Annotated in this window: 20 protein-coding genes; 19 read left to right on the top strand and 1 reads right to left on the bottom strand. The window is 66.8% G+C overall.

Translation table 11 applies throughout. The features are described from left to right. Nucleotides 1-70 precede the first annotated feature (70 nt). The 19 genes from P0Y33_RS07505 to P0Y33_RS07415 all read left to right on the top strand — a co-directional run bounded on the left by P0Y33_RS07505 (nt 71) and on the right by P0Y33_RS07415 (nt 21,888). The gene (locus P0Y33_RS07505) at nt 71-1,738 is read left to right on the top strand and encodes a flippase activity-associated protein Agl23 (RefSeq protein ID WP_279529918.1); all 1,668 of its coding nucleotides are present in this window, start codon (nt 71-73) and stop codon (nt 1,736-1,738) included. A gap of 83 nt (nt 1,739-1,821) precedes the next feature. After that, on the top strand, nt 1,822-2,985 hold the full coding sequence (locus P0Y33_RS07500) for a 5-(carboxyamino)imidazole ribonucleotide synthase (RefSeq protein WP_279529917.1): 1,164 nt from the start codon (nt 1,822-1,824) through the stop codon (nt 2,983-2,985). 9 nt (nt 2,986-2,994) lie between these two features. Next, nucleotides 2,995-3,600 carry a 5-(carboxyamino)imidazole ribonucleotide mutase gene (purE, locus tag P0Y33_RS07495; RefSeq protein ID WP_279529916.1) on the top strand — a complete coding sequence of 202 codons (606 nt, stop codon included), beginning with the start codon at nt 2,995-2,997 and terminating at the stop codon, nt 3,598-3,600. Between the two features lie 153 nt (nt 3,601-3,753). Next, nucleotides 3,754-4,155 (top strand): NADH-quinone oxidoreductase subunit A, encoded by a 402-nt coding sequence (locus tag P0Y33_RS07490; RefSeq protein ID WP_279529915.1) that lies wholly within the window; start codon nt 3,754-3,756, stop codon nt 4,153-4,155. Further along, nucleotides 4,152-4,856, top strand: a complete 705-nt coding sequence (locus P0Y33_RS07485) for an NADH-quinone oxidoreductase subunit B (protein WP_279529914.1) — start codon at nt 4,152-4,154, stop codon at nt 4,854-4,856. Before P0Y33_RS07490 ends, P0Y33_RS07485 begins: the two co-directional genes overlap by 4 nt. After that, nucleotides 4,853-6,544 carry an NADH-quinone oxidoreductase subunit D gene (locus tag P0Y33_RS07480; protein ID WP_279529913.1) on the top strand — a complete coding sequence of 564 codons (1,692 nt, stop codon included), beginning with the start codon at nt 4,853-4,855 and terminating at the stop codon, nt 6,542-6,544. Before P0Y33_RS07485 ends, P0Y33_RS07480 begins: the two co-directional genes overlap by 4 nt. Next, on the top strand, nt 6,541-7,593 hold the full coding sequence (locus P0Y33_RS07475; protein ID WP_279529912.1) for a complex I subunit 1/NuoH family protein: 1,053 nt from the start codon (nt 6,541-6,543) through the stop codon (nt 7,591-7,593). The genes P0Y33_RS07480 and P0Y33_RS07475 overlap by 4 nt, the downstream gene beginning before the upstream one ends. Further along, nucleotides 7,590-8,051, top strand: a complete 462-nt coding sequence (locus P0Y33_RS07470) for a NuoI/complex I 23 kDa subunit family protein (protein ID WP_279529911.1) — start codon at nt 7,590-7,592, stop codon at nt 8,049-8,051. Before P0Y33_RS07475 ends, P0Y33_RS07470 begins: the two co-directional genes overlap by 4 nt. Beyond that, entirely contained in the window at nt 8,051-8,311 is a 261-nt protein-coding gene (locus P0Y33_RS07465) for an NADH-quinone oxidoreductase subunit J (protein WP_279529910.1), read from the top strand. The genes P0Y33_RS07470 and P0Y33_RS07465 overlap by 1 nt, the downstream gene beginning before the upstream one ends. Further along, nucleotides 8,308-8,628 (top strand): proton-conducting membrane transporter, encoded by a 321-nt coding sequence (locus P0Y33_RS07460; RefSeq protein WP_328518045.1) that lies wholly within the window; start codon nt 8,308-8,310, stop codon nt 8,626-8,628. The genes P0Y33_RS07465 and P0Y33_RS07460 overlap by 4 nt, the downstream gene beginning before the upstream one ends. Beyond that, nucleotides 8,628-8,930: an NADH-quinone oxidoreductase subunit NuoK gene (nuoK, locus tag P0Y33_RS07455; protein ID WP_279529909.1), complete on the top strand. Its 303-nt coding sequence runs from the start codon at nt 8,628-8,630 to the stop codon at nt 8,928-8,930. The genes P0Y33_RS07460 and nuoK overlap by 1 nt, the downstream gene beginning before the upstream one ends. Nucleotide 8,931: 1 nt before the next feature. Then, a complete protein-coding gene (nuoL, locus tag P0Y33_RS07450) occupies nt 8,932-10,947 on the top strand; it encodes an NADH-quinone oxidoreductase subunit L (RefSeq protein ID WP_279529908.1) in 2,016 nt (671 codons plus the stop codon). Further along, entirely contained in the window at nt 10,948-12,453 is a 1,506-nt protein-coding gene (locus P0Y33_RS07445; RefSeq protein ID WP_279529907.1) for a complex I subunit 4 family protein, read from the top strand. Continuing rightward, the gene (locus P0Y33_RS07440) at nt 12,454-13,920 is read left to right on the top strand and encodes an NADH-quinone oxidoreductase subunit N (protein ID WP_279529906.1); all 1,467 of its coding nucleotides are present in this window, start codon (nt 12,454-12,456) and stop codon (nt 13,918-13,920) included. It begins immediately after the preceding gene. A 78-nt stretch (nt 13,921-13,998) separates the two neighbouring features. Beyond that, nucleotides 13,999-15,414 carry a DHH family phosphoesterase gene (locus tag P0Y33_RS07435; RefSeq protein ID WP_279529905.1) on the top strand — a complete coding sequence of 472 codons (1,416 nt, stop codon included), beginning with the start codon at nt 13,999-14,001 and terminating at the stop codon, nt 15,412-15,414. Nucleotides 15,415-15,459: 45 nt separating this feature from the next. Beyond that, nucleotides 15,460-16,263 carry a CBS pair associated ParBc domain-containing protein gene (locus tag P0Y33_RS07430; protein WP_279529904.1) on the top strand — a complete coding sequence of 268 codons (804 nt, stop codon included), beginning with the start codon at nt 15,460-15,462 and terminating at the stop codon, nt 16,261-16,263. A gap of 102 nt (nt 16,264-16,365) precedes the next feature. Further along, a complete protein-coding gene (locus P0Y33_RS07425; protein ID WP_279529903.1) occupies nt 16,366-18,069 on the top strand; it encodes an acyl-CoA mutase large subunit family protein in 1,704 nt (567 codons plus the stop codon). A gap of 99 nt (nt 18,070-18,168) precedes the next feature. After that, nucleotides 18,169-20,163: an acetate--CoA ligase gene (gene acs, locus P0Y33_RS07420; RefSeq protein ID WP_279529902.1), complete on the top strand. Its 1,995-nt coding sequence runs from the start codon at nt 18,169-18,171 to the stop codon at nt 20,161-20,163. 117 nt (nt 20,164-20,280) lie between these two features. Further along, nucleotides 20,281-21,888 carry a long-chain-fatty-acid--CoA ligase gene (locus P0Y33_RS07415; protein ID WP_279529901.1) on the top strand — a complete coding sequence of 536 codons (1,608 nt, stop codon included), beginning with the start codon at nt 20,281-20,283 and terminating at the stop codon, nt 21,886-21,888. 109 nt (nt 21,889-21,997) lie between these two features. On the opposite strand, the gene P0Y33_RS07410 is transcribed toward P0Y33_RS07415, so the two are convergent. Further along, entirely contained in the window at nt 21,998-22,756 is a 759-nt protein-coding gene (locus tag P0Y33_RS07410; RefSeq protein WP_279529900.1) for a GNAT family N-acetyltransferase, read from the bottom strand. Between the last annotated feature and the right edge of the window lie 9 nt (nt 22,757-22,765).

The raw sequence follows: 22,765 nt of genomic DNA, 5'->3' as shown, positions 1-22,765 counted from the left end.
TACAGAGATTGTCGGTCGGGTCGACCCTCGTCCGGAAAAGTTGTATGGGTCCCACACCCCCACTTCCACAATGACCGACTCGACGCACGCGCTCGACCGCCGTCACGTCCTCGGCGGCGTGCTCGCGGTGACGGCGCTCGCCCTCCTCGCGCGCTTCGCGTTCCTCGGCGCCCGCATCTTCCACTGGGACGAGGGACGCGTCGGCTACTGGGTGCTCCGCTACGCGGCGACCGAGGCGTGGAACTACCGCCCCATCGTCCACGGACCGTTCCTCTTCCACGTGAACAAGTACGTCTTCGCGCTCGCGGGCGCGAGCGACTTCACCGCCCGCGCCGTCGTCGCCCTCGTCGGCGGCCTCCTCCCGCTCTCGGCGTGGCTCTTCCGCGAACGCCTCCGCGACGTCGAGGTCGTCGCCCTCGCCGCCTTCCTCGCGTTGAACCCTGTCCTCCTCTACTACTCCCGGTTCATGCGCAACGACGTGCTGGTGGGTGGGTTCGCGCTGGTTGCCCTCGGCTTCGCCGTCCGCACGCTCGACACGCGCGAACCGTGGTACCTCTACCCCGCGACCCTCTCGCTCGCGCTCGCGTTCACGACGAAGGAGAACGCCTTCGTCTACGTCGGTGGGTGGGTCGGGGCGCTCGCGCTGGTCGTCGACCACCGTGTCGTCGCCGAGGAGTACGGGTGGCTCACCGAGTACGACGCCGTCGTCGACGCCGTCCGGGACCCGAGTGACGAGGCCCGTGAGTGGTTCGCCGTCCTGCTCACACTCCCCGTCCTCGCCTTCCTCGTCCTCGGGTTCTTCTACGCGCCCCGTCCCGACCTCTGGAACGCGCTGCCGAACCCCGTCGCCACCCTCGGCTTGTTCGCGAGCGCGCTCGTCACCGCGTGGACGGAGTTCGTCGCCACCTGGGTCGGCGGTCACAGCAGCAACTACGTCTCCTACTTCGTGGACGCGCTGAAGGTCCATTACCGGGCCGCCCTCCCGCTGACCGTCTTCGCCGTCGTCGGATTCCTCTACGACCGCTACACCGGCGAGGCCCCGCGTGACTTCGTCGCCTTCTGTTCCTACCTCGGCTTCGCGAGCCTCGCGGTCTACCCCGCGATTACGGACATCTCGGGCCACTGGTCGGTCGTCCACGCCGTCTTGCCGCTGACCGTCCCCGCGGCCGTCGGGGTCGGTCTCGTCGTCGAGCGCGGTCGGGCCGCGCTCCGCTCGGAGGACCGGGTGGGCGTCGCCCTCGCCGCTATCGTCCTCCTCGCCGTCGTCGCGCAGGTCGGCGTGACGGCCGCCCAGACCTCCTACGTCGCCCCGCAGGACGAGGACAACGTGCTCGTCCAGTACGGCCAACCCGGGAGCGACCTCCGACCCGCGCTCCGCGACGTCGAGACCATCGCACCGGCCAACGAGGGCGTCGACGTGTTGTACTACGGCGAGCACTTCTACGTCGCCGGCGAGCAGGTCGCACAGACACCACCGGGTCCGCAGAAGTGGCTCTGGCGGATGCCCCTCCCGTGGTACTTCGAGCGCTACGGCGCGACCGTCGACAGCACCATCTCGACGACGCCCGTCGAGGAGAGTCCCCCGCCGGTCGTCGTCGCACTCGCGAAACACCACGACGAACTCGCCCCGAAGCTAGAGGGCTACTCCGCGCGCACGTACGAACTCACGTCGACGAACACGGAGGTCGTCTTCTACGTCGACCAGTCGGCGCTCGCGAACGCGACGGCGACCGCGTAGCCGAGCGGCGACATACACGTACGTGACTATCATCTCGGGAGTTTCGGTAACTATTATGCACTGGTGGCCATATCGACGGGCACATGCCCGAGAGCGAAATCGCCGTACCCGGCGCGACGCTCGGCGTCGTCGGCGGCGGACAACTCGGCCGGATGCTCGCGGAGGCGGCTAGTCCCCTCGGCGTCGACGTCGTCGTCCTCGACCCGACGCCGGACTGCCCGGCCGTCCCGCCCGCGGCGGACCAGATCGTCGGCGGCTTCGACGACCCGGAGGCCCTCGACGAACTGGCCGCCCGGTCGGACGCGCTGACCTACGAGATAGAACTCGCGGACCCGGAACACACCCGCGCGGTCGCCGACGAGCACGGGGTCCCGGTCCACCCGGACCCGGAGACGCTCCGGACCATTCAGGACAAACTCGTCCAGAAGCGGACGTTCGCCGAGGCGGGGATTCCGGTCCCCGAGTTCCGCCGGGTCGACGACGCCGCGGACCTGGAGGCCGCCTTCGACGACCTCGGCCGGCCGGCGATGTTGAAGGCCCGAACCGGCGGGTACGACGGCCGGGGGAACGAACCCGTCTCCTCCGTCGAGGAGGCCCGCGAGGCGTTCGACCCCCTCGCCGACGCCATGGTCGAGGACCTCGTCGACTTCGAGCGCGAACTCTCCGTCATCGGCGTGAAAGGCGACGGCGAGACCGACGCCTTCCCCGTCGTCGAGAACCGACACGAACCCGAGATCCTCCGCGAGACACTCGCGCCCGCCCGGACGAGCGACGCGGTCCGCGAGCGCGCCCGCGAGGTCGCCCTCGACGTCCTCGACGAACTCTCGGGGCGGGGCGTCTACGGTATCGAGTTGTTCGAGACGAGCGACGGCGAGATTCTGGTGAACGAGGTGGCCCCGCGCCCGCACAACTCCGGTCACTACTCCATCGAGGGCGCGGTCACCTCGCAGTTCGAACAGCACGTCCGCGCCGTCCTCGGACTCCCACTCGGCGACACCTCGCTGCGCGGACCGACCGCGATGGTCAACGTCCTCGCCGAGGTCGACTCGACCCGTCCGGCCGACCTCTCCGGCGTCGACGACGCCCTCGACGTGCCCGGCGTCGCGTTCCACTGGTACGGGAAAGAGGACGCCCGCCCCCTGCGGAAGATGGGCCACCTCACGGCCGTCGGGACCGACGGCGGAGCGACACTCGACAGTGTACTCTCGCGTGCACGCAAGGCACGCGAGGCCATCGACTTCCAGTAATCCACAGCTATGACCGACGTAGACGACCTCATCGACCTGTTCGAAGCCGAAGCGGCACGCGACCGACCCGCCGACGAGACGCCCGACGTGGGCATCGTCATGGGGAGCGACTCGGACCTCGACGTGATGGCCGGGGCGCACGACGCCCTCACGGACCTCGGGTTCGCCGAAGTGACCGACTACGACAACCCGCCCGAGGGGTACTCCTTCGAGACGTGGGTCGTCTCGGCCCACCGGACACCCGACCTCATGTACGCCTACGCCGAGACGGCGGAGGCGCGCGGTCTCGACGTGATAATCGCTGGCGCGGGCGGGAAGTCCGCCGACCTGCCGAACATGACCGCCTCCATCGCCTACCCCGTGCCCGTCGTCGGCGTGCCGGTGCAGGAGAAGTCCGTCGACTCCGTCATCGGGATGCCGACGGGCGCACCCATCACGGCCGTCGACGCCGGAAAGTCGTACAACGCGGCCCTCTCGGCCGCCCAGATTCTCGCCCGCTCCGACGAGACGCTCCGCGAGGAACTCGTCGACCTCCACGAGGAGCGCCGCGCGGGCGTCGCCGACGTCTCGCGACGGCTCCACGAGTCCGGGACGCCGGCGTTCCGCGAGGAGTAGTCCGTCGAACCCCTCCGAGATTTTCCGCGTTCGAAATTCCGGCGGCGACGGGGCTGCTACTCCGTCAGTAGGCCGCCCGTCCCCGTCGAAGCCCCCAGTATCACCTCGCAGTCTTTATAAGAATGGGGCATAAACCGGCGCACGATACGAAGCATGAATCCCTGGATCGCCATCGGCATGCTGGCGGTCGTAGCAATCCTCATCCCGGCGAGTATGATGGGGGTTTCGGCGCTGCTCCGCCCTAGCGTGCCCGAACAAGGAAAGCGGGCCATCTACGAGAGCGGCGAGGTCCCGACCGGGGGAACGCGCAACCGGTTCAACATCCAGTACTACATGGTTGCGTTGCTGTTCGTCGTGTTCGACATCGAGACGGTCCTCATCTTCCCGTGGACGGTCATCTACCGGGATGCCGTCTCGGAAGCCGGTCTCGTCGCCGCGCTCGTGCCGATGCTCGTCTTCATCGGGATCCTCGTCGTGGGCCTCGCGTGGGCGTGGCGTAACGGCGCGGTGAGTTGGGTCCGCAGTCCACGGTACGAAACGGAGACACGCACATGAGTAGCGATACGCCTCGGGAAGACATCGTCAGGAGCACCGAGCCACAGACCAAGACGCGAGCGGCCCGGATGGAGGGAGCCGACAGCCGGTTCAACTCCAAACTGCGAGAAGCGTTCGGGTCGACGCCCTTCATCCTCACCAAGTTCGACAAGTTCATGAACTGGGTGCGGGGGTCGTCGATGTTCATGCTGCAGTTCGGCATCGCCTGCTGCAGCATCGAGATGATGCACACCTACGCGGTCAAACACGACCTCGACCGCTTCGGCTCCGGGGTCCCGCGGGCGTCGCCGCGACAGGCCGACGTGATGATCGTGCCGGGGACCATCGTCTCGAAGTTCGCCCCGCGCATGAAGCGCGTCTACGACCAGATGCCCGAACCGAAGTTCGTCGTGAACATGGGCAACTGCTCGACGTCCGGCGGGCCGTTCCAGGAGGGGTACAACGTCGTGAAAGGTGCAGAGGAGGTCATCCCGGTCGACATCCACGTTCCGGGGTGCCCGCCGCGCCCCGAAGCGCTCGTCTACGGCATCGCCAAACTGCAAGAGCGCGTCGCGAACGGCGAGTCCTCTCCGGTGACGGTCAAGCCGTACGAACTCGAACAGTTCGGCGACCTCGAACGCGACGAACTCGTCCAGCAACTCGCCGACGACATCGACGAGGACGACCTCGTCATGCGCTACAACTGGGCTGATGCACCATGAGCACGCAAGAAGAGGAACCGGCCGAATCCGACGAAGCCGAGGTGGTCGAAGAGGTCCCGACGCCCGGCGTCGACTACGACGCCCTCGAAGACCTGCTCGGTGACGCCGTCGTCGGCCGCGAGACGCACACGAACGCCGAGGGGTTCGTCGTCCGCGCCGACCGGGTCCAGGACGCCCTCTCCGTGCTCAAAGAGGAGGCGGGCTTCGACCACCTCTCGCTCGTCTCCGCCCAGGAGTACGAGGACCGCTTCGAGTCCATCTACCACCTGAAGAAGTACGACGACCCGACACAGGAGGTGTCGGTGGTCGTGCCGACGCCGCGCGACGACCCGGTGAGTCAGACGGCCGAACCGGTGTTCCGGACGGCCGACTGGCACGAGCGGGAGGCCTACGACCTGGTGGGCGTCGAGTACGACGGCCACCCCGACCTCCGGCGTATCCTGCTGCCGGAGACGTGGCAGGGCCACCCGCTCGGACTCGACTACAACCAGGACCGCCCGCAGATCGTCTCCTTCGAGGAACACGAGAACCCCCTCGCGGACTCCTACAACGAAGAGGGTTCGGACACGATGTTCCTCAACATCGGTCCCCACCACCCGGCGACCCACGGGGTCCTCCACCTGAAGACCGTCCTCGACGGCGAGCAGGTGGCGGACGTCGAACCCGACATCGGCTACCTCCACCGCTGCGAGGAGCAGATGGCCCAGTCGGGCAACTACCGCCACCAGATCATGCCCTACCCGGACCGCTGGGACTACGCGTCGGCGGGCATCCTCAACGAGTGGGCGTACGCCCGCGTCGCCGAGGACCTCAACGACATCGAGGTGCCGGAGTACGCGCAGGTCATCCGAACGATGTCGGCGGAACTCTGTCGCATCGCCTCGCACTGTCTCGCGCTGGGGACGTTCTGTCTGGACATCTACGGCGACTTCACCGCCATCTTCATGTACGCGATGCGCGACCGCGAAGTCGTCCAGAACATCCTCGAGGACCTCACCGGCCAGCGGATGATGTTCAACTACCTCCGCCTCGGTGGTGTCGTCTGGGACCTCCCCGAACCCCGCGAGGAGTTCTTCGAGAACGTCCGGGACTTCCTCGACGAACTCCCCGAGCGCCTGGAGGAGTACCACGACCTCATCACGTCGAACGAACTGTTCCAGGCCCGGTGTGTCGACACCGGCGTCCTTGAACCCGAAGTCGCCAAGGAGTACGGCGTCACCGGTCCGGTTGCTCGCGCCTCGGGCATCGACTACGACCTCCGACGCGACGACCCCTACGGCTACTACGAGAACCTCGACTGGGACGTCGTCACCGACGACGGGAAGGACAACTACTCCCGACTCCTCGTGCGCCTCCGCGAGGTCGAGCAGTCCGGTCGCATCATCGAGCAGTGTATCGACCTCCTCGAGGACTGGCCGGAGGACGACCGCGAGATCCAGTCCAACGTCCCCCGGACGCTGAACCCCGAGGAGGACAAGGAAGCCTACCGCTCCGTCGAGGCCGCGAAGGGCGAACTCGGCATCTACATCCGCTCGGACGGGACCGGGAAGCCCGCCCGTTTCAAGATTCGGAGCCCCTGCTTCAGTAACCTGCAGGCGCTCCCGGAGATGTCGAACGGCGAGTACATCCCGGACCTCGTCGCGACCCTGGGCAGCCTCGACATCATCCTCGGTGAGGTGGACAGATGACGACGCTCCCGGTCATCCTCTCCCGGCTACTCGGGTACGGCGCGAACCCGCCGCTGTGGGTCGAGGTCCTCACGGGGTTCATCGGGGCGGCCCTCATCGGGACGCTGATGCTCACGATGACGGCCGTCGCCGGACCGTGGGCGAAACGGAAGATCACGGCGGCGTTCACCGACCGCATCGCCGTCGACCGTGTCGGGCCGTTCGGCCTGCTCATCATCGTCGCGGACGCGGTCCGCCTCCTCTCGAAGGAACTCGTCATCCCCGAGGGGGCCGACCGGCCGGCCTACGACCTCGCGCCCGTGATGTTACCGTTCTCGGCGCTGCTCGGTTTCGCCGTCATTCCGATGGGCAACGGCATCCAACTCGCCGACCCCGAGACCGGACTCGTCTTCGTCTTCGCGGTCTCGTCGCTCTCGACGCTCGGACTCGTCGCCGGCGGGTACGCCTCCGGCAGTAAGTACTCGTTCCTCGGCAGTCTTCGCGCGGTCGCGCAGAACATCGCCTACGAGATTCCGCTCGTCGTCATCGCGGCCTCGGTCGTGTTGTTCACCGGGTCGCTCCAGATGAGCGAAATCGTCGCCGCGCAGACACAGACGCTGTTCACGCTGGGCCCGATCCAGGTCCCGTCGTGGTACGCGTTCGTCAACCCCTTCGCGTTCGCGCTGTTCGTCGTCGCGAACCTCGCCGAGGTCGGCCGCAACCCCTTCGACCTCGCCGAGGCGCCGACCGAACTCGTCGGCGGTTACCAGACGGAGTACTCTAGCGTCTACTTCGTCCTCTTCTACCTCGGTGAGTTCGTCCACATCTTCCTCGGTGGCGCGCTCATCGCCACGCTCTTCCTCGGCGGTCCGGCCGGACCGGTCCTGCCGGGCATCGTCTGGTTCATCATCAAGATCTGGGCGGTGTTCTTCTTCACGCAGTGGTGTCGCTCTGCGGTTCCGCGCGTGCGTATCGACCAACTCATCGAAATCGGCTGGAAGGGGATGCTCGTACTCTCCTTCGCCAACCTCGTCCTCACCGCGATTATCGTCGGGGTGATCTCCGCATGATCGGCGTACTCAAATCGATGGCGACGACGATGAAACACGCACTGGACGGCGAGACGTTCACCGTCGAGTACCCGGAGCAGGCCCCCGAGGTCTCGCCCCGGTTCCGCGGCATCCACAAGTTCAGCCAGGAGCGCTGTATCTGGTGCCGTCAGTGCGAGAAGGTGTGTCCGAACGACACCATCCACATCGTCACGGACGAACAGCGACAGGGCGAGCAGTACAACCTCCACGTCGGGCAGTGTATCTACTGTCGACTCTGCGAGGAGGTGTGTCCCGTCGACGCGATTCTCCTCACGGAGAACTTCGAGTTCAACGGCGACACGAAACACGACCTCGTCTACAACAAAGACCAGTTGCGCAACGTGCCCTGGTACAAGGACATCGACCCGCTGGCCGCACGCGAACCCGACCGTAGCGCGTGGGTTGGCGAGGGCGAGAAGGAGGTCGACTACCAATAATGGCGCTCGCCGAAACAGTCACGTTCGGGTTCTTCGCCCTCGTGACACTGGTCAGTAGCGTCGGGATGGTGCTCGTCCGCGACGTGTGGCACTCCGCGCTCCTCATGGGCGCGGCGTTGCTCTCCATCGCGGTCCACTACGTGATGTTGCAGGCGGAGTTCGTCGCCGCGATGCAGGTGCTCGTCTACGTCGGCGGCGTGCTCGTGCTCATCACGTTCGCCGTGATGCTCACCCAGCGGAAGGGAGGTGTCGCCCGGTGACGTCCCGTCCGCGCTTCGCCGAGGACGCGACGTTCAGTCGCGGCATCGCGGCCGTCGCGCTCTTCGTCGTGATGGCGGCGGTGTTCCTCACCGCGTCGTTCGGGGCGCCCGCCGGCTTCCCGGCCGACGCGAGCATCACCGCGACGATCGGCTACGCCCTCATCGGGCTCCCGGACCTCGCGGGGGCACCGACCGAGAGCTTCCTCGCTGCGTTCGAACTCATCGACCTCGTCCTCGTGGCCGCGCTCGTCGGCGCCGTCATGCTGGCGCGCCGCGACGACGGGTCGATCCTCCCGCTCAAACGGGGTGACGAATGATGGTACCTGTCGAATACTACATGCTCCTCTCGGCGGCCGTCTTCTGCGTCGGCGTCTTCGGCGTCCTCACGCGCCGGAACGCGCTGGTGTTCCTCATGTCGGTCGAGCTCATGCTCAACGCCGCGAACCTCAACTTCGTGGCGTTCTCCCAGCAGTGGGGGAACCTCGTCGGCCAGACGTTCAGTCTCTTCACGATGGCGCTGGCCGCCGCGGAAGTCGCCGTCGGTATCGGAATCGTACTCGTGTTGTACCGCAACTTCAAAGACGTGGACGTGACCACGGCTACCTCGATGAGGTGGTAAGATGGCAGGTGCATTCGCCTTCGCTGCGGCCGTTCCCGTCCTGCCGCTGGTCGCGTTCCTGATCGCACTCCTCGTCGGCTACGGGGCACCACGGCTCCTCCCGAAGGGCGGCGCGCTCCCCGGCATCCTCGCGACGGCCGGGTCGCTGCTCCTCTCGGTGTGGCTAGCCGTCACCGTCGCCGGCGGCGCGACCTACGACCAGACGCTGTACACGTGGGTCGCCGGACAGGGGACGTTCGACCTGACGTTCGGTCTCCTCGTCGACCCGCTGTCGGCGATGATGGCCGTCGTCGTCTCGCTCGTCTCGCTGCTCGTCCACGTGTTCAGCCTCGGCTACATGAACGACGAGGGCGAGGGTGGTCTCCCCCGCTACTACGCGGGACTGGGGCTGTTCACCGCGAGCATGCTCGGTTTCGCGCTCGCGTCGAACCTCGTGATGGCGTTCGTCTTCTTCGAACTCGTCGGCTTCTGTTCGTGGTGGCTCATCGGCCACTGGTTCCGCGAACCCGGCCCGGCGAGCGCCGCGAAGAAGGCGTTCCTCGTCACGCGCTTCGGTGACTTCTTCTTCCTCGTCGGCGTCGTCGGCGTGCTCGGTACGTTCGGCACGGCGGCGTTCACGGCGTTCCCGGAGACGGCGGCCGCCGTCCTCGGACCGGAAGGGGTCACCGTCCGGACGTTCTTCGGACTCGGAGCGCAGAACTGGTTCGCCGTCCTCGGCCTGCTGATTCTGGGCGGCGTCGTCGGGAAGTCCGCGCAGTTCCCGCTACAGACGTGGCTGCCCGACGCGATGGAGGGTCCGACCCCGGTCTCCGCGCTCATCCACGCGGCGACGATGGTCGCGGCCGGCGTCTTCCTCGTCGCCCGGATGTACGGTTTCTACGCGCTCCTCCCCACGGTGCTCGCCATCATCGCGCTGATTGGTGGGTTCACCGCCCTCTTCGCGGCGACGATGGGCGTCGTCAAGCGCGAGATCAAGCAGGTGCTCGCGTACTCGACCATCTCGCAGTACGGCTACATGATGCTCGGTCTCGGTGCGGGCGGCTACGTCGCCGGGACGTTCCACCTGCTCACCCACGCCGTGTTCAAGTCACTGCTGTTCCTCGGCGCCGGTGCGGTCATCGTCGCGATGCACCACGAGGAGGACATGTGGAAGATGGGCGGTCTGAAGGAGAAGATGCCCGTGGTGTACTGGTCGTTCCTCGTCGGGTCGCTCGCGCTCGCGGGCATCGTCCCGTTCGCGGGCTTCTGGTCGAAGGACGCCGTCCTCCACGAGGCGCTCGTCTACGGCGCCGGCGGGCACCCGGCCCTGCTGGCCGCGTGGGCGATGGGACTGCTCGCGGTGTTCTTCACCGGGTTCTACACCTTCCGGATGGTCCTGTTGACCTTCCACGGTGAACCCCGCTCGGACGCCGCCGAGTCGGCCCACGACGTCGGCTGGAACATGAAGGTTCCCGTCGCCGTCCTCGGCGTCGGTGCGGTCGTCGTCGGGTTCGTCAACCCCGGCCTGCTCCACGAGTTCGCGGGCGTCCCGCTGTTCTTGGAGAACTGGCTGAGCGGACCCATCGAGGCGACGTCCTACGAGCACTACCACCACCTGCTGGAGGAGTTCGCCGGCTACCACGCCGCGAGCATCCCGGCGGTGGTGTCGGCGGCGCTCTCGCTCGGTCTCGCGCTTGCCGGTGTCGGCGTCGCGTGGGTGCTCTACTCGGGACCGGAACCCGAAGAGCACACCGAGAAACTCGGCGCCGTCAAGACGCTGTGGTACAACAACTACTACCAGGACGAGGTCCAGGTCTGGCTCGCGGAGTCCGTCGCCGTCCCGGTCGCACGGGCGGTCGACACGTTCGACCAGAGCATCGTCGACGGGGTCGTCGACGGTGTCTCCTCCGTGAGCGTCGCCTCCGGCAAGCGCGTCAAGCGCATCCAGTCCGGCGTCGTCACCGACTACGCGACGATGCTCACCCTCGGCCTCGTCGCCTTGCTGGTCGTCTTCGGCATCCTCGGGGGGTGGTTTTGAATGTTGATCGAAGCACTACTCGCAGTCACGTTCCTCGCCGCGTTCGCGACGCTGCTCGCGCCCAACCGGTGGGCCGGTCGCGTCGCGTTCGTCGCGAGTCTGCTCCCGCTGGTCGGGAGCCTCTGGATGTACGCAACGTTCGAGGCGTCCGGTAACGCCCTGCTGGGCGGTGACGTCGCCTTCGAGACGGTCGCGCCCTGGATCACGGTCGGACCGTACGACGTGTCGTGGCACGTCGGTCTCGACGGACTCAGCCTGCCGCTCGTCGTCCTGACGACGGTACTCACCACGCTGGCGATCGCGTACGCGTGGAACAGTGTCGAGGAGCGGCCCTCGCAATTCTTCGGCCTGCTCCTCTTCACGGAGGCGAGCCTCGTCGGCGTCTTCTCGGCGCTCGACTTCTTCGTCTGGTTCGTCTTCTGGGAGTTCGTCCTCGTCCCGATGTACCTGCTCGTCGCGGTGTGGGGCGGACCCCGCCGGAAGTACGCCGCGATCAAGTTCTTCGTCTACACGAACGTCGCCAGCCTCGTCATGTTCGTCGGGGTGATGATGCTCGTGTTCGCCAGCGGCGTCGACAGTCTCTCGCTGGCCGCCATCGCCGGCGCCCACGTCGGGTCGCTGTACGGTCTCTCGGCGTCGACGGTGAAGGCCGTCGCCTTCGCGGCGATGTTCTTCGGCTTCGCGGTGAAGGCCGCGCTCGTCCCGGTCCACACGTGGTTGCCCGACGCCTACGTCGAGGCGCCGACGCCCGTGACCATCGTCCTCGCGGGCGTGGTCACGAAGATGGGGACGTACTCGCTGCTCCGGTTCAACTTCACGATGCTTCCCGACGTCGCCGACGCGTGGGCACCCTACATCGCGACTATCGCCGTGGTGACGGTGCTCTACGGCGCGACCGTCGCCATCGCCCAACACGACATCAAACGGCTCGTCGCCTACTCCTCGATTCCGTCGATGGGGTTCGTCGTGCTCGGACTCGTCGCCTACACGACGTACGGCATGGCGGGTGCGGCGTTCCAGATGGTGAGCCACGGGTTCCTCATCGCGCTCCTCTTCCTCGCGGCGGGACTCGTCGAGGAGTCGACGGGCACCCGTGCGGTGGAGAAACTCTCCGGACTCGCCGACGAACTCCCGGTCGTGTCGGCGCTGTTCGTCGCCGGCGCGTTCGGCTACATGGGGCTCCCGTCGATGTCGGGGTTCGCCGCGGAGTTCTTCATCTTCACCGGTTCGTTCGCCGGGGGCTACCCCGGCGCGGCCGCGTTCACCGCCGTCGCGATGTTCGGTATCGTCGTCATCGCGGGCTACCTGCTCTGGACGATGCAGCGCGTCCTCTTCGGCCCCTACGAGGTCGAGGGTGACGTGACGCCCGCACCGCGCGTCGACCTCGCGGTCGGCGTCGTCCTCGTCCTGCTCGCGGTCCTGCTGGGCGTCGCGCCCGCAGTGTTCATGGCGCCGATCCAGGACGCCGTCCAGCCGCTCGTCGCGGCCTTCGGAGGTGGTCTCTAGATGGAACTTCCGCCACTCACACCACACTACGTACTGGGCCTGACGGCCCTGCTGTTGCTCGTCATCGACACGGTGTCGCCCGACACCCGAAAGGACACCCTGCTCGCTGGCGTCGCCGCGCTCGGTGCGCTCGTGGCCGCGGCCACGAGCGCGTGGTTCCTGAGCGCGGGCACCGGCCGCTCGGTGTACGAACCGTTCGGCGGTGCGATGGTCGTCGACAGCCTCGCGCTGTTCTTCACCGCGCTGGTGAGCGTCGTCGCCGCCCTCGTGGTGGTCGCGAGCTACGACTACGTCGCCGGCCGGAAACACCGCGCCGAGTACTACTCGCTGGTGATGCTCGCGACGACCGGGATGGCCGCCCTCGCGGCAGCCAACTCCCTCGCGACGATCTTCGTCGCCATCGAACTCGTCAGTCTCCCGTCTTACGCGCTCGTCGCGTTCCTGAAGGACGACGCGGGCAGCGTCGAGGCGGGGCTGAAGTACTTCCTCGTCGGCGCGCTCTCCTCGGGCGTCATGCTGTACGGCATCTCGCTCGTCTACGGGGTCACGGGGGCGCTCGAACTACCCACCGTGGCCGCCGCCATCGAGGGGACGCCGCTGGTCGGCGTCCTCGGTCTCGGGGTGCTGATGATCGTCGGTGGCTTCGCGTTCAAGACGGCCAGCGTGCCGTTCCACTTCTGGGCTCCCGAAGCCTACGAGGGTGCACCGGCACCCATCGCGGCGTTCGTCTCGTCGGCCTCGAAGGCCGCGGCGTTCGCCGCCGCGTTCCGCGTGTTCACCGTCGCCTTCCCGCTCGACGTCGTCCCGGCGGGCGTCGACTGGGCACTCGTCTTCGCCGTTCTCGCAGTCGTGACGATGACGCTCGGGAACTTCGCCGCGGCCACGCAGGACACCGTCAAGCGGATGCTCGCCTACTCCTCGGTCGGGCAGGCGGGCTACGTGCTCATCGCGCTCGCGGCGCTCGCGGGCGACGCCGACTCGCTGGTGCTCGGCGCCGGCATCGCCCACCTGTTCGTCTACGGCTTCATGAACACGGGAGCGTTCCTCTTCGTCGCCCTCGTCGAACACTGGGGCGTGGGCCGCACCTTCGAGGACTACGCGGGACTCGCCAGCGAGGCGCCGGTCGCCTGCGCGGCGATGACCGTCTTCCTCTTCAGTCTCGCCGGGTTGCCGGTCGGCGGCGGCTTCTTCTCGAAGTACTTCCTCTTCGGGAACGCCGTCGGCGCGGGCTACACGTGGCTCGTCGCCATCGCGGTGGTCAACAGCGCACTCTCGCTGTACTACTACTCGCGGGTCGTCAAGGCGATGTGGGTCGAGGACCCCTCCGGGGAGTTCGGTATCGACTCCCGGCCGGTCGGTCTCTACACCGCCGTCGTGACGGCCGGCGTCGGGACGGTCGCACTCCTCGTCGCCTACGGTCCCGTCTACTCGACGGCCGTGAAGGCCGCGACGATCCTCCTCGGGTAACCACCCCGGACCCGTCCCCGGTCCCTCCGGGTTGTATGCAACACACTTTATAGCGCTACGGCGGAAATCCGAACTACGATGGTCACCCGGCTCGTGCTGGGGTGTGGCGCGATCGCCCACTCCATCCTCGACGAGTTCGTCGAACGCCGCGGCGAGACGTTCGTCCTCGACCCCGACGCGAGCCGTGTCGAGTCGCTCCGAAACGAGAAGATCGCCGCCGAGCAGGCCGACGTGACCGCGCCCGCAGTACTCCGGGGCGTCGACCGCGACCCGGGAATCGTGTTCGTCGGCAGCGACGACACACTCGAGAACCTCCAGACGGCCCGCGCCGCCGAGCGAGTGTTCGAAGACGCCTACGTCGTCGCCTACGCCGCGGCCGACGCCACGCGCGAGCAGCGCGACGAACTCGAATCACTGGTCGACGACGTCGTCACGGCGGGGTTCCCGATCGTCGAGCGGGTCGAGTCGACGGTCGCGTCCGGGGACAGCCGTCGCGTCCGTCGACTGCGGGAGACGCTCCAGTCGGTCGACGGGACACTCGGCGTCTTCATGCACGACAACCCAGACCCGGACGCGATCGCGGCGGCAGTCGCCCTCGCGCGCATCGCGGACTCGCTCGGGCTCGACGCCGAGCCGTGCTACTTCGGGGACATCTCCCACCAGGAGAACCGGGCGTTCGTCAACCTCCTCGAACTCGACCTCCGGCAACTCGACGCCGAGGAGTTCGACGCCGAGGAGTTCGGCGGTATCGCGCTGGTCGACCACTCCCGTCCGGGCGTCAACGACCAACTCCCGCCCGAGGTCGACGTCGACGTCGTCATCGACCACCACCCGCCGAAAGAGGAGATCGAGGCGCGGTTCGTCGACATCCGCGAGGACATGGGCGCGACGAGTACGCTCATGACGGAGTACCTCCAGCGGTTCAACCTCGAACTCGACCGCGCGGTCGCGACTGCCCTGCTGTACGGCATCCGGGTCGACACGAAGGACTTCTCACGGGAGATCACGACGACCGACTTCGAGGCGGGTGCCGACCTCCTCCCGACGGCCGACATCGACGTCCTCGAACGGGTCGAGAGTCCCTCGATCAGCGCGGACACACTCGACATCGTTGCCCGCGCCATCAAGAACCGTCACCTCGACGGGACGACGCTCGCGACGTGCGTGGGGTCCATCTCCGACCGCGACGCCCTGGCGCAGGCCGCCGACCGCCTCCTCGCGATGGAAGGGGTCACCGTCACGTTCGTCTACGGCTTCATGGAGGGGACGATCTACGTCTCGGCGCGCTCGCGCGGGAACGAGATCGACCTCGGCGAGGTCCTCCGCGAGGCGTTCGGCGAGATGGGGAGCGCCGGTGGCCACGCCGACATGGCCGGCGCACAGATTCCGCTCGGCGTCTTCGAGGAGATCGCCGAGGAGTCCGAGTCGATGGTCTCGATCCTCGAAGACGCCATCGGCGAGCGCTTCTTCGACGCGGTTCGAGACGCCCGGTAGCGACGGAGTGCTTTTCACCTCGACCGACGTACGTAGAGACGACCGATGGACGAGGCGTTCGACAACGGGCAGGGAAAGCCCAAGGTGAAAGACTACATGACGCGGGACGTCTCGACCGTCTCGCCGGACGACACCGTCACCGAGGTATCGAAGCGGATCGTCGAGAGCGACGGCCACAACGGGTTCCCGGTGACGGACGGCCGACGGGTCGAAGGGTTCGTCAGCGCCCGCGACCTCCTGCTCGCGTCCGACGGCGACCCGATATTCACGGTGATGAGCGACGAACTCATCGTCGCACACCCCGACATGGACGTGACCGACGCCGCCCGCGTCATCCTCCGCTCGGGGATCCAGAAACTCCCGGTCGTCGACGACGCGGGCAACCTCGTCGGCATCATCTCGAACGCCGACGTCATCCGCTCGCAGATCGAGCGCGCGACGCCCGAGAAGGTGGGCAAACTCCTCCGGACGCTGGAGTCGATCCACGACGTCGAAGCCGGCGAGGAGCGCCGCGAGGTCGACATCGACGACCTCGTCCCGACCCAGTCGAAGGTGTACGCCGACGAACTGGAGGGCCGCCAGTACGAACTCGAACGCGGGCTGACCGAACCGCTGGTCGTCATCGACAACGGTGGCTCCCTCCTCCTCGCCGACGGCCACCACCGCGTGATGGCCGCCCGCAAGGGAGGTGTCGAGACGATGGACGCCTACGTCATCGTCCTCGACAAGCGCGTCGACCTCGGGATGGCTCGGACCGCCAAGAAGGAAGGACTCGACACCGTCGACGACATCTCCGTCGTCGACTACGCTCGCCACCCGCTGGTCGAGACGACCGAACGACTCCAGTAAGAGACCGTTCGGACGTCCGTTCTGAGTCGTCCGTAGTGAGAGAGCCGTCCGGCGTCCACCCGCACGGAACCTTAATCATTCTCCCGGCAAAACTTACGACACATGTACGACGACGAGGACCTGGCGGAGATACGTGAGTCCCGCGAGGAGTGGGAGTCGGAGACGCTCGACCCGGCCCTCGAGCGTCACGGCGAGCGACAAGAGCGCTTCGCCACCGTCTCGAACCAGGCGGTCGAGCGCCTCTACACTCCCGAGGACGTCGCGGACCTCGACTACGACGAGGACCTCGGGTTCCCCGGCGAGGAACCGTACACGCGGGGCGTGTACCCGACGATGCACCGCGGGCGGACGTGGACGATGCGGCAGTTCGCCGGCTTCGGGACGGCCGAGGAGACGAACGAGCGCTTCCACTACCTCGTCGAGGAGGGACAGACCGGTCTCTCGACGGCCTTCGACATGCCGAGTCTCATGGGTATCGACTCCGACGACCCGATGGCGCTCGGCGAGGTCGGTAAGGAGGGCGTCGCCGTCGACACGCTCGCCGACGTGGAGGTACTCTTCGACGGTATCGACCTCGACGAGGTGTCGACGTCCTTCACCATCAACCCGAGTGCGCCCGTCGTCTACGCGATGTACATCGCGCTCGCCGACCAGCAGGGCGTCCCCCGCGAGGAGCTCCGAGGGACCCTCCAGAACGACATGCTCAAGGAGTTCATCGCGCAGAAGGAGTGGGTCGTCCCGCCGGAGCCCTCGCTGAAGCTCGTCACCGACGTCGTCGAGTTCTGTGCCGAGGAGACGCCACGCATCCACCCCATCTCCATCTCGGGCTACCACATCCGCGAGGCCGGGTCGACCGCGGCCCAGGAACTCGCCTTCACCCTCGCCGACGGCTTCGCCTACGTGGAAGACGCGGTGGACCGTGGTCTCGACGTCGACGAGTTCGCTCCACAACTCTCCTTCTTCTTCAATTCGCACAACTCCTTCTTCGAGGAAGTCGCGAAGTTCCGCGCCGCCCGGCGTATCTACGCCCGCGTGATGGACGACTGGTACGGCGCCGAGGCGGACGCCTCGAAGAAACTCAAGTTCCACACCCAGACGGCGGGACAGTCGCTGACGGCCCAACAACCGCTCAACAACGTCGTCCGGACGACGGTCCAGGCGATGGCCGCCGTCCTCGGCGGCACGCAGAGTCTCCACACCAACTCCTACGACGAGGCGCTCGCGCTTCCCTCCGAGCAGGCCGTCCGCGTCGCCCTCCGGACCCAGCAGATCCTCGCCGAGGAGTCCGGCATCGCGGACATCGTCGACCCGATGGGCGGGAGTTTCGCCGTCGAGTCACTCACGGACGAGGTGGAGGAGACGGTGATGAACTACCTGGAGACCATCCGGGAGAAGGGCGACGGGTCGATGCGCGACGGCGTCCTCCGTGGCATCGAGGAGGGCTACTTCCAGCGCGAGATTCAGGAGTCGGCCTACGAGTACCAGCGCCGCGTCGACGACGGCGAGGAGACCGTCGTCGGGGTCAACCAGTACGACATCGGTGAGGACACGAGTCCCGACCTGCTCCACGTCGACGAGGAACGCGCCCGCGAGGTCCAACTCGCCCGCCTCGAACGCGTGAAGGAAGAACGCGACGACAAGGCGGTCGCTGCCGCACTCGACGCCCTCCGCGACGCGGCGGAGGCCGATGAGAACACGATGCCCACCGTCGTCGACGCCGTGAAGGCGTACGCGACGATGGGCGAGATCATGGCCGTCTACGAGTCGGTCTACGGCAGCTACCAGGAGTCGATCACCGTCGCCTGACGACTCGTTTTCGTCTCGACAAGTCGACGCCTTCGCACGGTTTTCGCGCCCTGATAGGGTAATCCTTATCAAGATAGTCTCCCACTATCACGGTGAATCATGAGTGACGAAGCCGGTGCCGAAGACGTAGAGTTGGAGGCGCGACTCGAAGAGCAGGCGGAGTTCGAGCCGCCGGAATCGTTCGTCGAGCAGGCGAACGTCTCGGACCCGGAGATTTACGAGGAGTTCGATGAGACGTGGCCGAACTGTTGGCGGGCGGCCGCGGAACTGCTCGACTGGGAGGACGACTACGACCAAGTGTTGGACGACTCGAACCCGCCGTTCTACGAGTGGTTCACGGGCGGGTCGCTGAATGCGTCGACGAACTGTCTGGACCGCCACCTCGAAGAGCGCGGCGACGAGGCCGCCGTCGAGTGGGTCGGCGAACCGACCGACGAGGCGAATCGTACCTACACCTACGAGGAACTCCACCGCGAGGTCAACGAGTTCGCGGCCGCACTCCGCGACATCGGCGTCGAGGAAGACGACGTCGTCACGATGTACATGCCGATGATTCCCGAACTCCCCATCGCCATGCTCGCGTGCGCCCGCATCGGCGCACCCCACTCCGTCGTCTTCGCGGGCTTCTCCGCCGACGCCCTCGCGACCCGCATGAACTCCGCCGATTCGGAGTACCTCGTCACCTGCGACGGCTACTACCGCCGCGGCGACGCTCTCGACCACCTCGACAAGGCCAACGAGGGTCTCGAGAGCGTCGAGCACGACGTCGAGTCCGTGGTGGTCGACCGCCTCGGCGACGAACTCGAACACTCCCTGGCTCCGAACCAGCACGACTACGAGGAACTCGTCACCGAGCACGCCGGTGCCACCGTCGAACCCGTCGACCGCGACGCCGAGGACATGCTCTTCCTCATGTACACTTCGGGCACCACCGGTCAACCGAAAGGGGTGAAACACACCACCGGGGGGTACCTCTCCTGGGCCGCCTGGACCTCCCAGGCCGTCCTCGACATCAAACCCGAGGATACCTACTTCTGCACCGCGGACATCGGCTGGATCACCGGTCACTCCTACATCGTCTACGGGCCGCTCGCACTCGGCACCACGACCACCATGTACGAGGGGACGCCCGACCACCCCGAGCGCGACCGCCTCTGGGAGATCGTCGAAGACCTCGAAGTCACCCAGTTGTACACGGCGCCGACGGCGATTCGGGCGTTCATGAAGTGGGGTTCGGAGTACCCCGACGCCCACGACCTGTCGAGTCTTCGCCTCCTCGGGACCGTCGGCGAACCCATCAACCCCCGCGCGTGGAAGTGGTACTACAAGTACATCGGCGGGGAAGAGTGCCCCATCGTCGACACGTGGTGGCAGACCGAGACCGGCGGCATGATGGTCACGACGCTACCGGGCGTGAAGAACATGAAGCCCGGGAGTGCGGGACCGCCGCTCCCCGGTCTCGACGTCGAAATCGTCGACACGAACGGCGACCAGGTCGAACCCGGCCGTGCCGGCTACCTCACCGTCCAGAAGCCCTGGCCCGGGATGCTCCGGACGCTCTACCAGAACGACGAGCGCTACATCGAGGAGTACTGGGAGGAGTACTCCGATACGGACTCGGACGACCCCGAGGACTGGGTCTACTTCCCCGAGGACGGCGCGAAAATCGACGAGGACGGCTACATCACCGTCCTCGGCCGCGTCGACGACGTCCTCAACGTCTCCGGCCACCGCCTCGGCACCATGGAGATCGAGAGCGCCATCGTCGGCGTCGAGGGCGTCGCGGAGGCCGCGGTCGTCGGCGGCGAACACGAACTCAAAGGCGAGGCGGTCTACACCTACGTCATCACCGAGGACGGCTACGAGGGCGACGACGCCCTCCGCCAGCGCATCACGGAGAGTATCGAAGACGCCATCGGCCCCATCGCACGGCCCGAGGAGATCGTCTTCACGCCCGAACTGCCCAAGACGCGTTCTGGCAAGATCATGCGCCGCCTCCTCGAAGACATCGCCAACGAGGCCGAACTCGGCGACACCTCCACCCTCCGCAACCCCGACGTCGTCGAAGAGATCCGCACGAAAGTACAGGACTGACTGGCCGAGCACTAACGCCAGCACCGACTACATCTCTCTTCTCGACTGGACCGTCCGCCACCGTGGTTCGATGGAGCGGAAAGAATATCATCATCGTCCATTATTCTACGATTACAGATGGAGCGACCACTCCTCGTCACGGACTTCCTCGACCGGGCGCGCAAGTACTACGGCGACGAGACCGCCGTGGTGGCGACGACCGGCGAACGGTACACGTACGACGAACTCGGCGAGCGTGCCGACCGCTTCGCCGCCGCACTCCAGGCACGCGGCGTCGAGAAGGGCGACCGCGTGGCCGTCCTCGACCCGAACACGCACTACCACCTCGAAGCGGCCTACGGGTCGATGCAGGCCGGTGCGATCCACACGCCGCTGAACTACCGCCTGACCCCCGAGGACTTCGAGTACATCCTGAACGACGCGGGCGTGACGGCGATCTACGCGGACAGGGAGTACGCGGACAGGATCGAGGCCGTGCGCGAGGACGTCCCGACCGAGACCTTCGTCACGAACGACGCGGACGCGGTCGAAGGGTCGTGGGAGGAGTTCGACGACGTCCTCGCCGACGCCGGGGCCGACTACGACCGCCCAGCGATGGACGAGGACGATGTCGTCACCATCAACTACACCTCTGGGACGACCGGCGACCCGAAGGGCGTCTGCCGGACCCACCGCAACGAGACGCTCCACGCGTACCTCGTCTCCTACCACCAGGACATCCGGGACACCGACACCTACCTCTGGACGCTCCCGATGTTCCACGTCAACGGGTGGGGACACATCTACGCGGTCACGGGCGTCGGGGCGACGCACGTCTGCACGCGCGGGGTCGACGCCGAGTGGATCTTCGACACCGTCCGTGCGGAGGACGTCTCCTACCTCTGTGCCGCGCCGACGGTCCTGAACATGCTCCAGGACTACTACGCCGACAACGATGTCGGGACGACCGGCGACGCCGACGTCCGCGTGGCCACGGCGGGCAGCGCGCCGCCCGAGGCGACGATCCGGACTGTCGAAGAAGAGTTCGGCTGGGACCTCGCTCACGTCTACGGCGCGACGGAGACCGGTCCGCTCATCACGACCTCCGAGGTCGGCCGCCACCTCGACGAGGAGAATCGGTACTCACTGAAGAAACGCCAGGGCATCGGATTCCTCGGGACGGAGGTCCGCGTCGTCGACGAGGACGGTGAGGACGTGCCGTGGGACGACTCGACGATCGGCGAGATCGTCGTCGCGGGCAACCAGGTGATGGAGGGATACTGGCAAAAGCCCGAGGCGACCGAAGAGGCGTTCAACGACCGTATCGAGGGGTACTACCACACGGGCGACCTCGCGGTGGTCGACGAGAACGGCTTCATCTCCATCCAGGACCGCAAGAAGGACATCATCATCTCCGGCGGCGAGAACATCTCGTCCATCGAGTTGGAGGACACCCTCTTCGAACACCCGGAAGTGAGCGACGTCGCGGTCGTCCCCGCGCCGAGCGAGCAGTGGGGCGAGACGCCCAAGGCGTTCGTGGTGCCGAACTCCGGCGACCCGAACGCGCCGGGCGTCACCGAAGAAGACCTCGTGGAGTTCACCCGCGAGAACCTCGCGGGCTACAAGGTCGTCCGTCGGATCGAGTTCGTGAGACAACTCCCGACCACGGCGACGGGCAAGGTCCAGAAGTACGAACTCCGCGAACGGGAGTGGGACGACGAGGACTCGATGGTCGGGCAGGGCTGAGGGCGCGACGACCGCACCCGAAACCGGTCGAACGATCGGACGGTCTCGCAACTGTTCGACCGACTCGTCGTGACTCGAAGCCCGCTGGTGGTGGCCGGCCGTCGCGTCCTCAGAGGTAGGCCGCGTCCCAGCGCGACGGCTTCCGGCGGTTCCCACACTCGTTGCACTCGATGCGGCCCATCGAGTCCATCGCCGTGTCGAAGGAGTCGCAGTTCCCGCAGAACAGCCCGTAGCGCTCCTCGTCTTCGAGTTCGGGGCTCCGGTACACCGCGTAGAAGGGTGCCTTCGACCCGTGGTCGCGCTCGTCGAAGGAGACGTACACCGTCTCGCCGTCGGGGGTGACGCGCTCTTCGACGAGCGGTTCGGGGGTGTCCTCGCCGGTGAGTTTGAGGTAGGTGTTCTCGACGTACGTCTCGTCGCCAATCTCGACGGACACGTCGTCGAGGAACTGGTAGCCGTGTTCGGCGTAGAACTCGTTGCCCGACTCGTTGGTCGCGAGGACGCGGGCGCGGATGCGGGTGACGCCGGTGTCCATCAACTCGACTTCGGCCTCTTCGAGGAGGCGCGCGCCGTACCCTTCACCGCGGTGGTCGGGGTGGACGTGGAGCCAGTAGATCTCACCGACGGTGTCGTGTTCGTGTGGCGCCTCGTACTCGACGAAGGCGACGACCTCGTCTTCGACGACGGCGACGCGGTAGTAGTAGTCGTCGTCGGCGAGGTGGCTGTCGACCGTGTCCGGGTCGTACCACTTCTCGACGGCGCTCTCGACCATCGACTCGCCGAGTTCGGCGTACGATTCGGAGAGCGACGCTTCGGCGACACGACGGATGTCGTCGGCGTCTTCGGCGACGGCCTTGCGGACGTCCATGTCCGGTCG

Origin of the sequence: Halospeciosus flavus (assembly GCF_029814175.1) — an archaeon.
In the GTDB taxonomy this organism is placed as follows: domain Archaea; phylum Halobacteriota; class Halobacteria; order Halobacteriales; family Halobacteriaceae; genus Halospeciosus; species Halospeciosus flavus.
This window is presented reverse-complemented; position numbering and strand designations above follow the sequence as displayed.

What these genes read in the sequence shown, in the direction of transcription:
- P0Y33_RS07505 (WP_279529918.1), top strand. Translation starts at nt 71, where the DNA reads ATGACCGACTCGACGCACGCGCTCGACCGCCGTCACGTCCTCGGCGGC.
- P0Y33_RS07500 (WP_279529917.1), top strand. Translation starts at nt 1,822, where the DNA reads ATGCCCGAGAGCGAAATCGCCGTACCCGGCGCGACGCTCGGCGTCGTC.
- purE (WP_279529916.1), top strand. Translation starts at nt 2,995, where the DNA reads ATGACCGACGTAGACGACCTCATCGACCTGTTCGAAGCCGAAGCGGCA.
- P0Y33_RS07490 (WP_279529915.1), top strand. Translation starts at nt 3,754, where the DNA reads ATGAATCCCTGGATCGCCATCGGCATGCTGGCGGTCGTAGCAATCCTC.
- P0Y33_RS07485 (WP_279529914.1), top strand. Translation starts at nt 4,152, where the DNA reads ATGAGTAGCGATACGCCTCGGGAAGACATCGTCAGGAGCACCGAGCCA.
- P0Y33_RS07480 (WP_279529913.1), top strand. Translation starts at nt 4,853, where the DNA reads ATGAGCACGCAAGAAGAGGAACCGGCCGAATCCGACGAAGCCGAGGTG.
- P0Y33_RS07475 (WP_279529912.1), top strand. Translation starts at nt 6,541, where the DNA reads ATGACGACGCTCCCGGTCATCCTCTCCCGGCTACTCGGGTACGGCGCG.
- P0Y33_RS07470 (WP_279529911.1), top strand. Translation starts at nt 7,590, where the DNA reads ATGATCGGCGTACTCAAATCGATGGCGACGACGATGAAACACGCACTG.
- P0Y33_RS07465 (WP_279529910.1), top strand. Translation starts at nt 8,051, where the DNA reads ATGGCGCTCGCCGAAACAGTCACGTTCGGGTTCTTCGCCCTCGTGACA.
- nuoK (WP_279529909.1), top strand. Translation starts at nt 8,628, where the DNA reads ATGGTACCTGTCGAATACTACATGCTCCTCTCGGCGGCCGTCTTCTGC.
- nuoL (WP_279529908.1), top strand. Translation starts at nt 8,932, where the DNA reads ATGGCAGGTGCATTCGCCTTCGCTGCGGCCGTTCCCGTCCTGCCGCTG.
- P0Y33_RS07445 (WP_279529907.1), top strand. Translation starts at nt 10,948, where the DNA reads ATGTTGATCGAAGCACTACTCGCAGTCACGTTCCTCGCCGCGTTCGCG.
- P0Y33_RS07440 (WP_279529906.1), top strand. Translation starts at nt 12,454, where the DNA reads ATGGAACTTCCGCCACTCACACCACACTACGTACTGGGCCTGACGGCC.
- P0Y33_RS07435 (WP_279529905.1), top strand. Translation starts at nt 13,999, where the DNA reads ATGGTCACCCGGCTCGTGCTGGGGTGTGGCGCGATCGCCCACTCCATC.
- P0Y33_RS07430 (WP_279529904.1), top strand. Translation starts at nt 15,460, where the DNA reads ATGGACGAGGCGTTCGACAACGGGCAGGGAAAGCCCAAGGTGAAAGAC.
- P0Y33_RS07425 (WP_279529903.1), top strand. Translation starts at nt 16,366, where the DNA reads ATGTACGACGACGAGGACCTGGCGGAGATACGTGAGTCCCGCGAGGAG.
- acs (WP_279529902.1), top strand. Translation starts at nt 18,169, where the DNA reads ATGAGTGACGAAGCCGGTGCCGAAGACGTAGAGTTGGAGGCGCGACTC.
- P0Y33_RS07415 (WP_279529901.1), top strand. Translation starts at nt 20,281, where the DNA reads ATGGAGCGACCACTCCTCGTCACGGACTTCCTCGACCGGGCGCGCAAG.
- P0Y33_RS07410 (WP_279529900.1), bottom strand. Translation starts at nt 22,756, where the DNA reads ATGGACGTCCGCAAGGCCGTCGCCGAAGACGCCGACGACATCCGTCGT.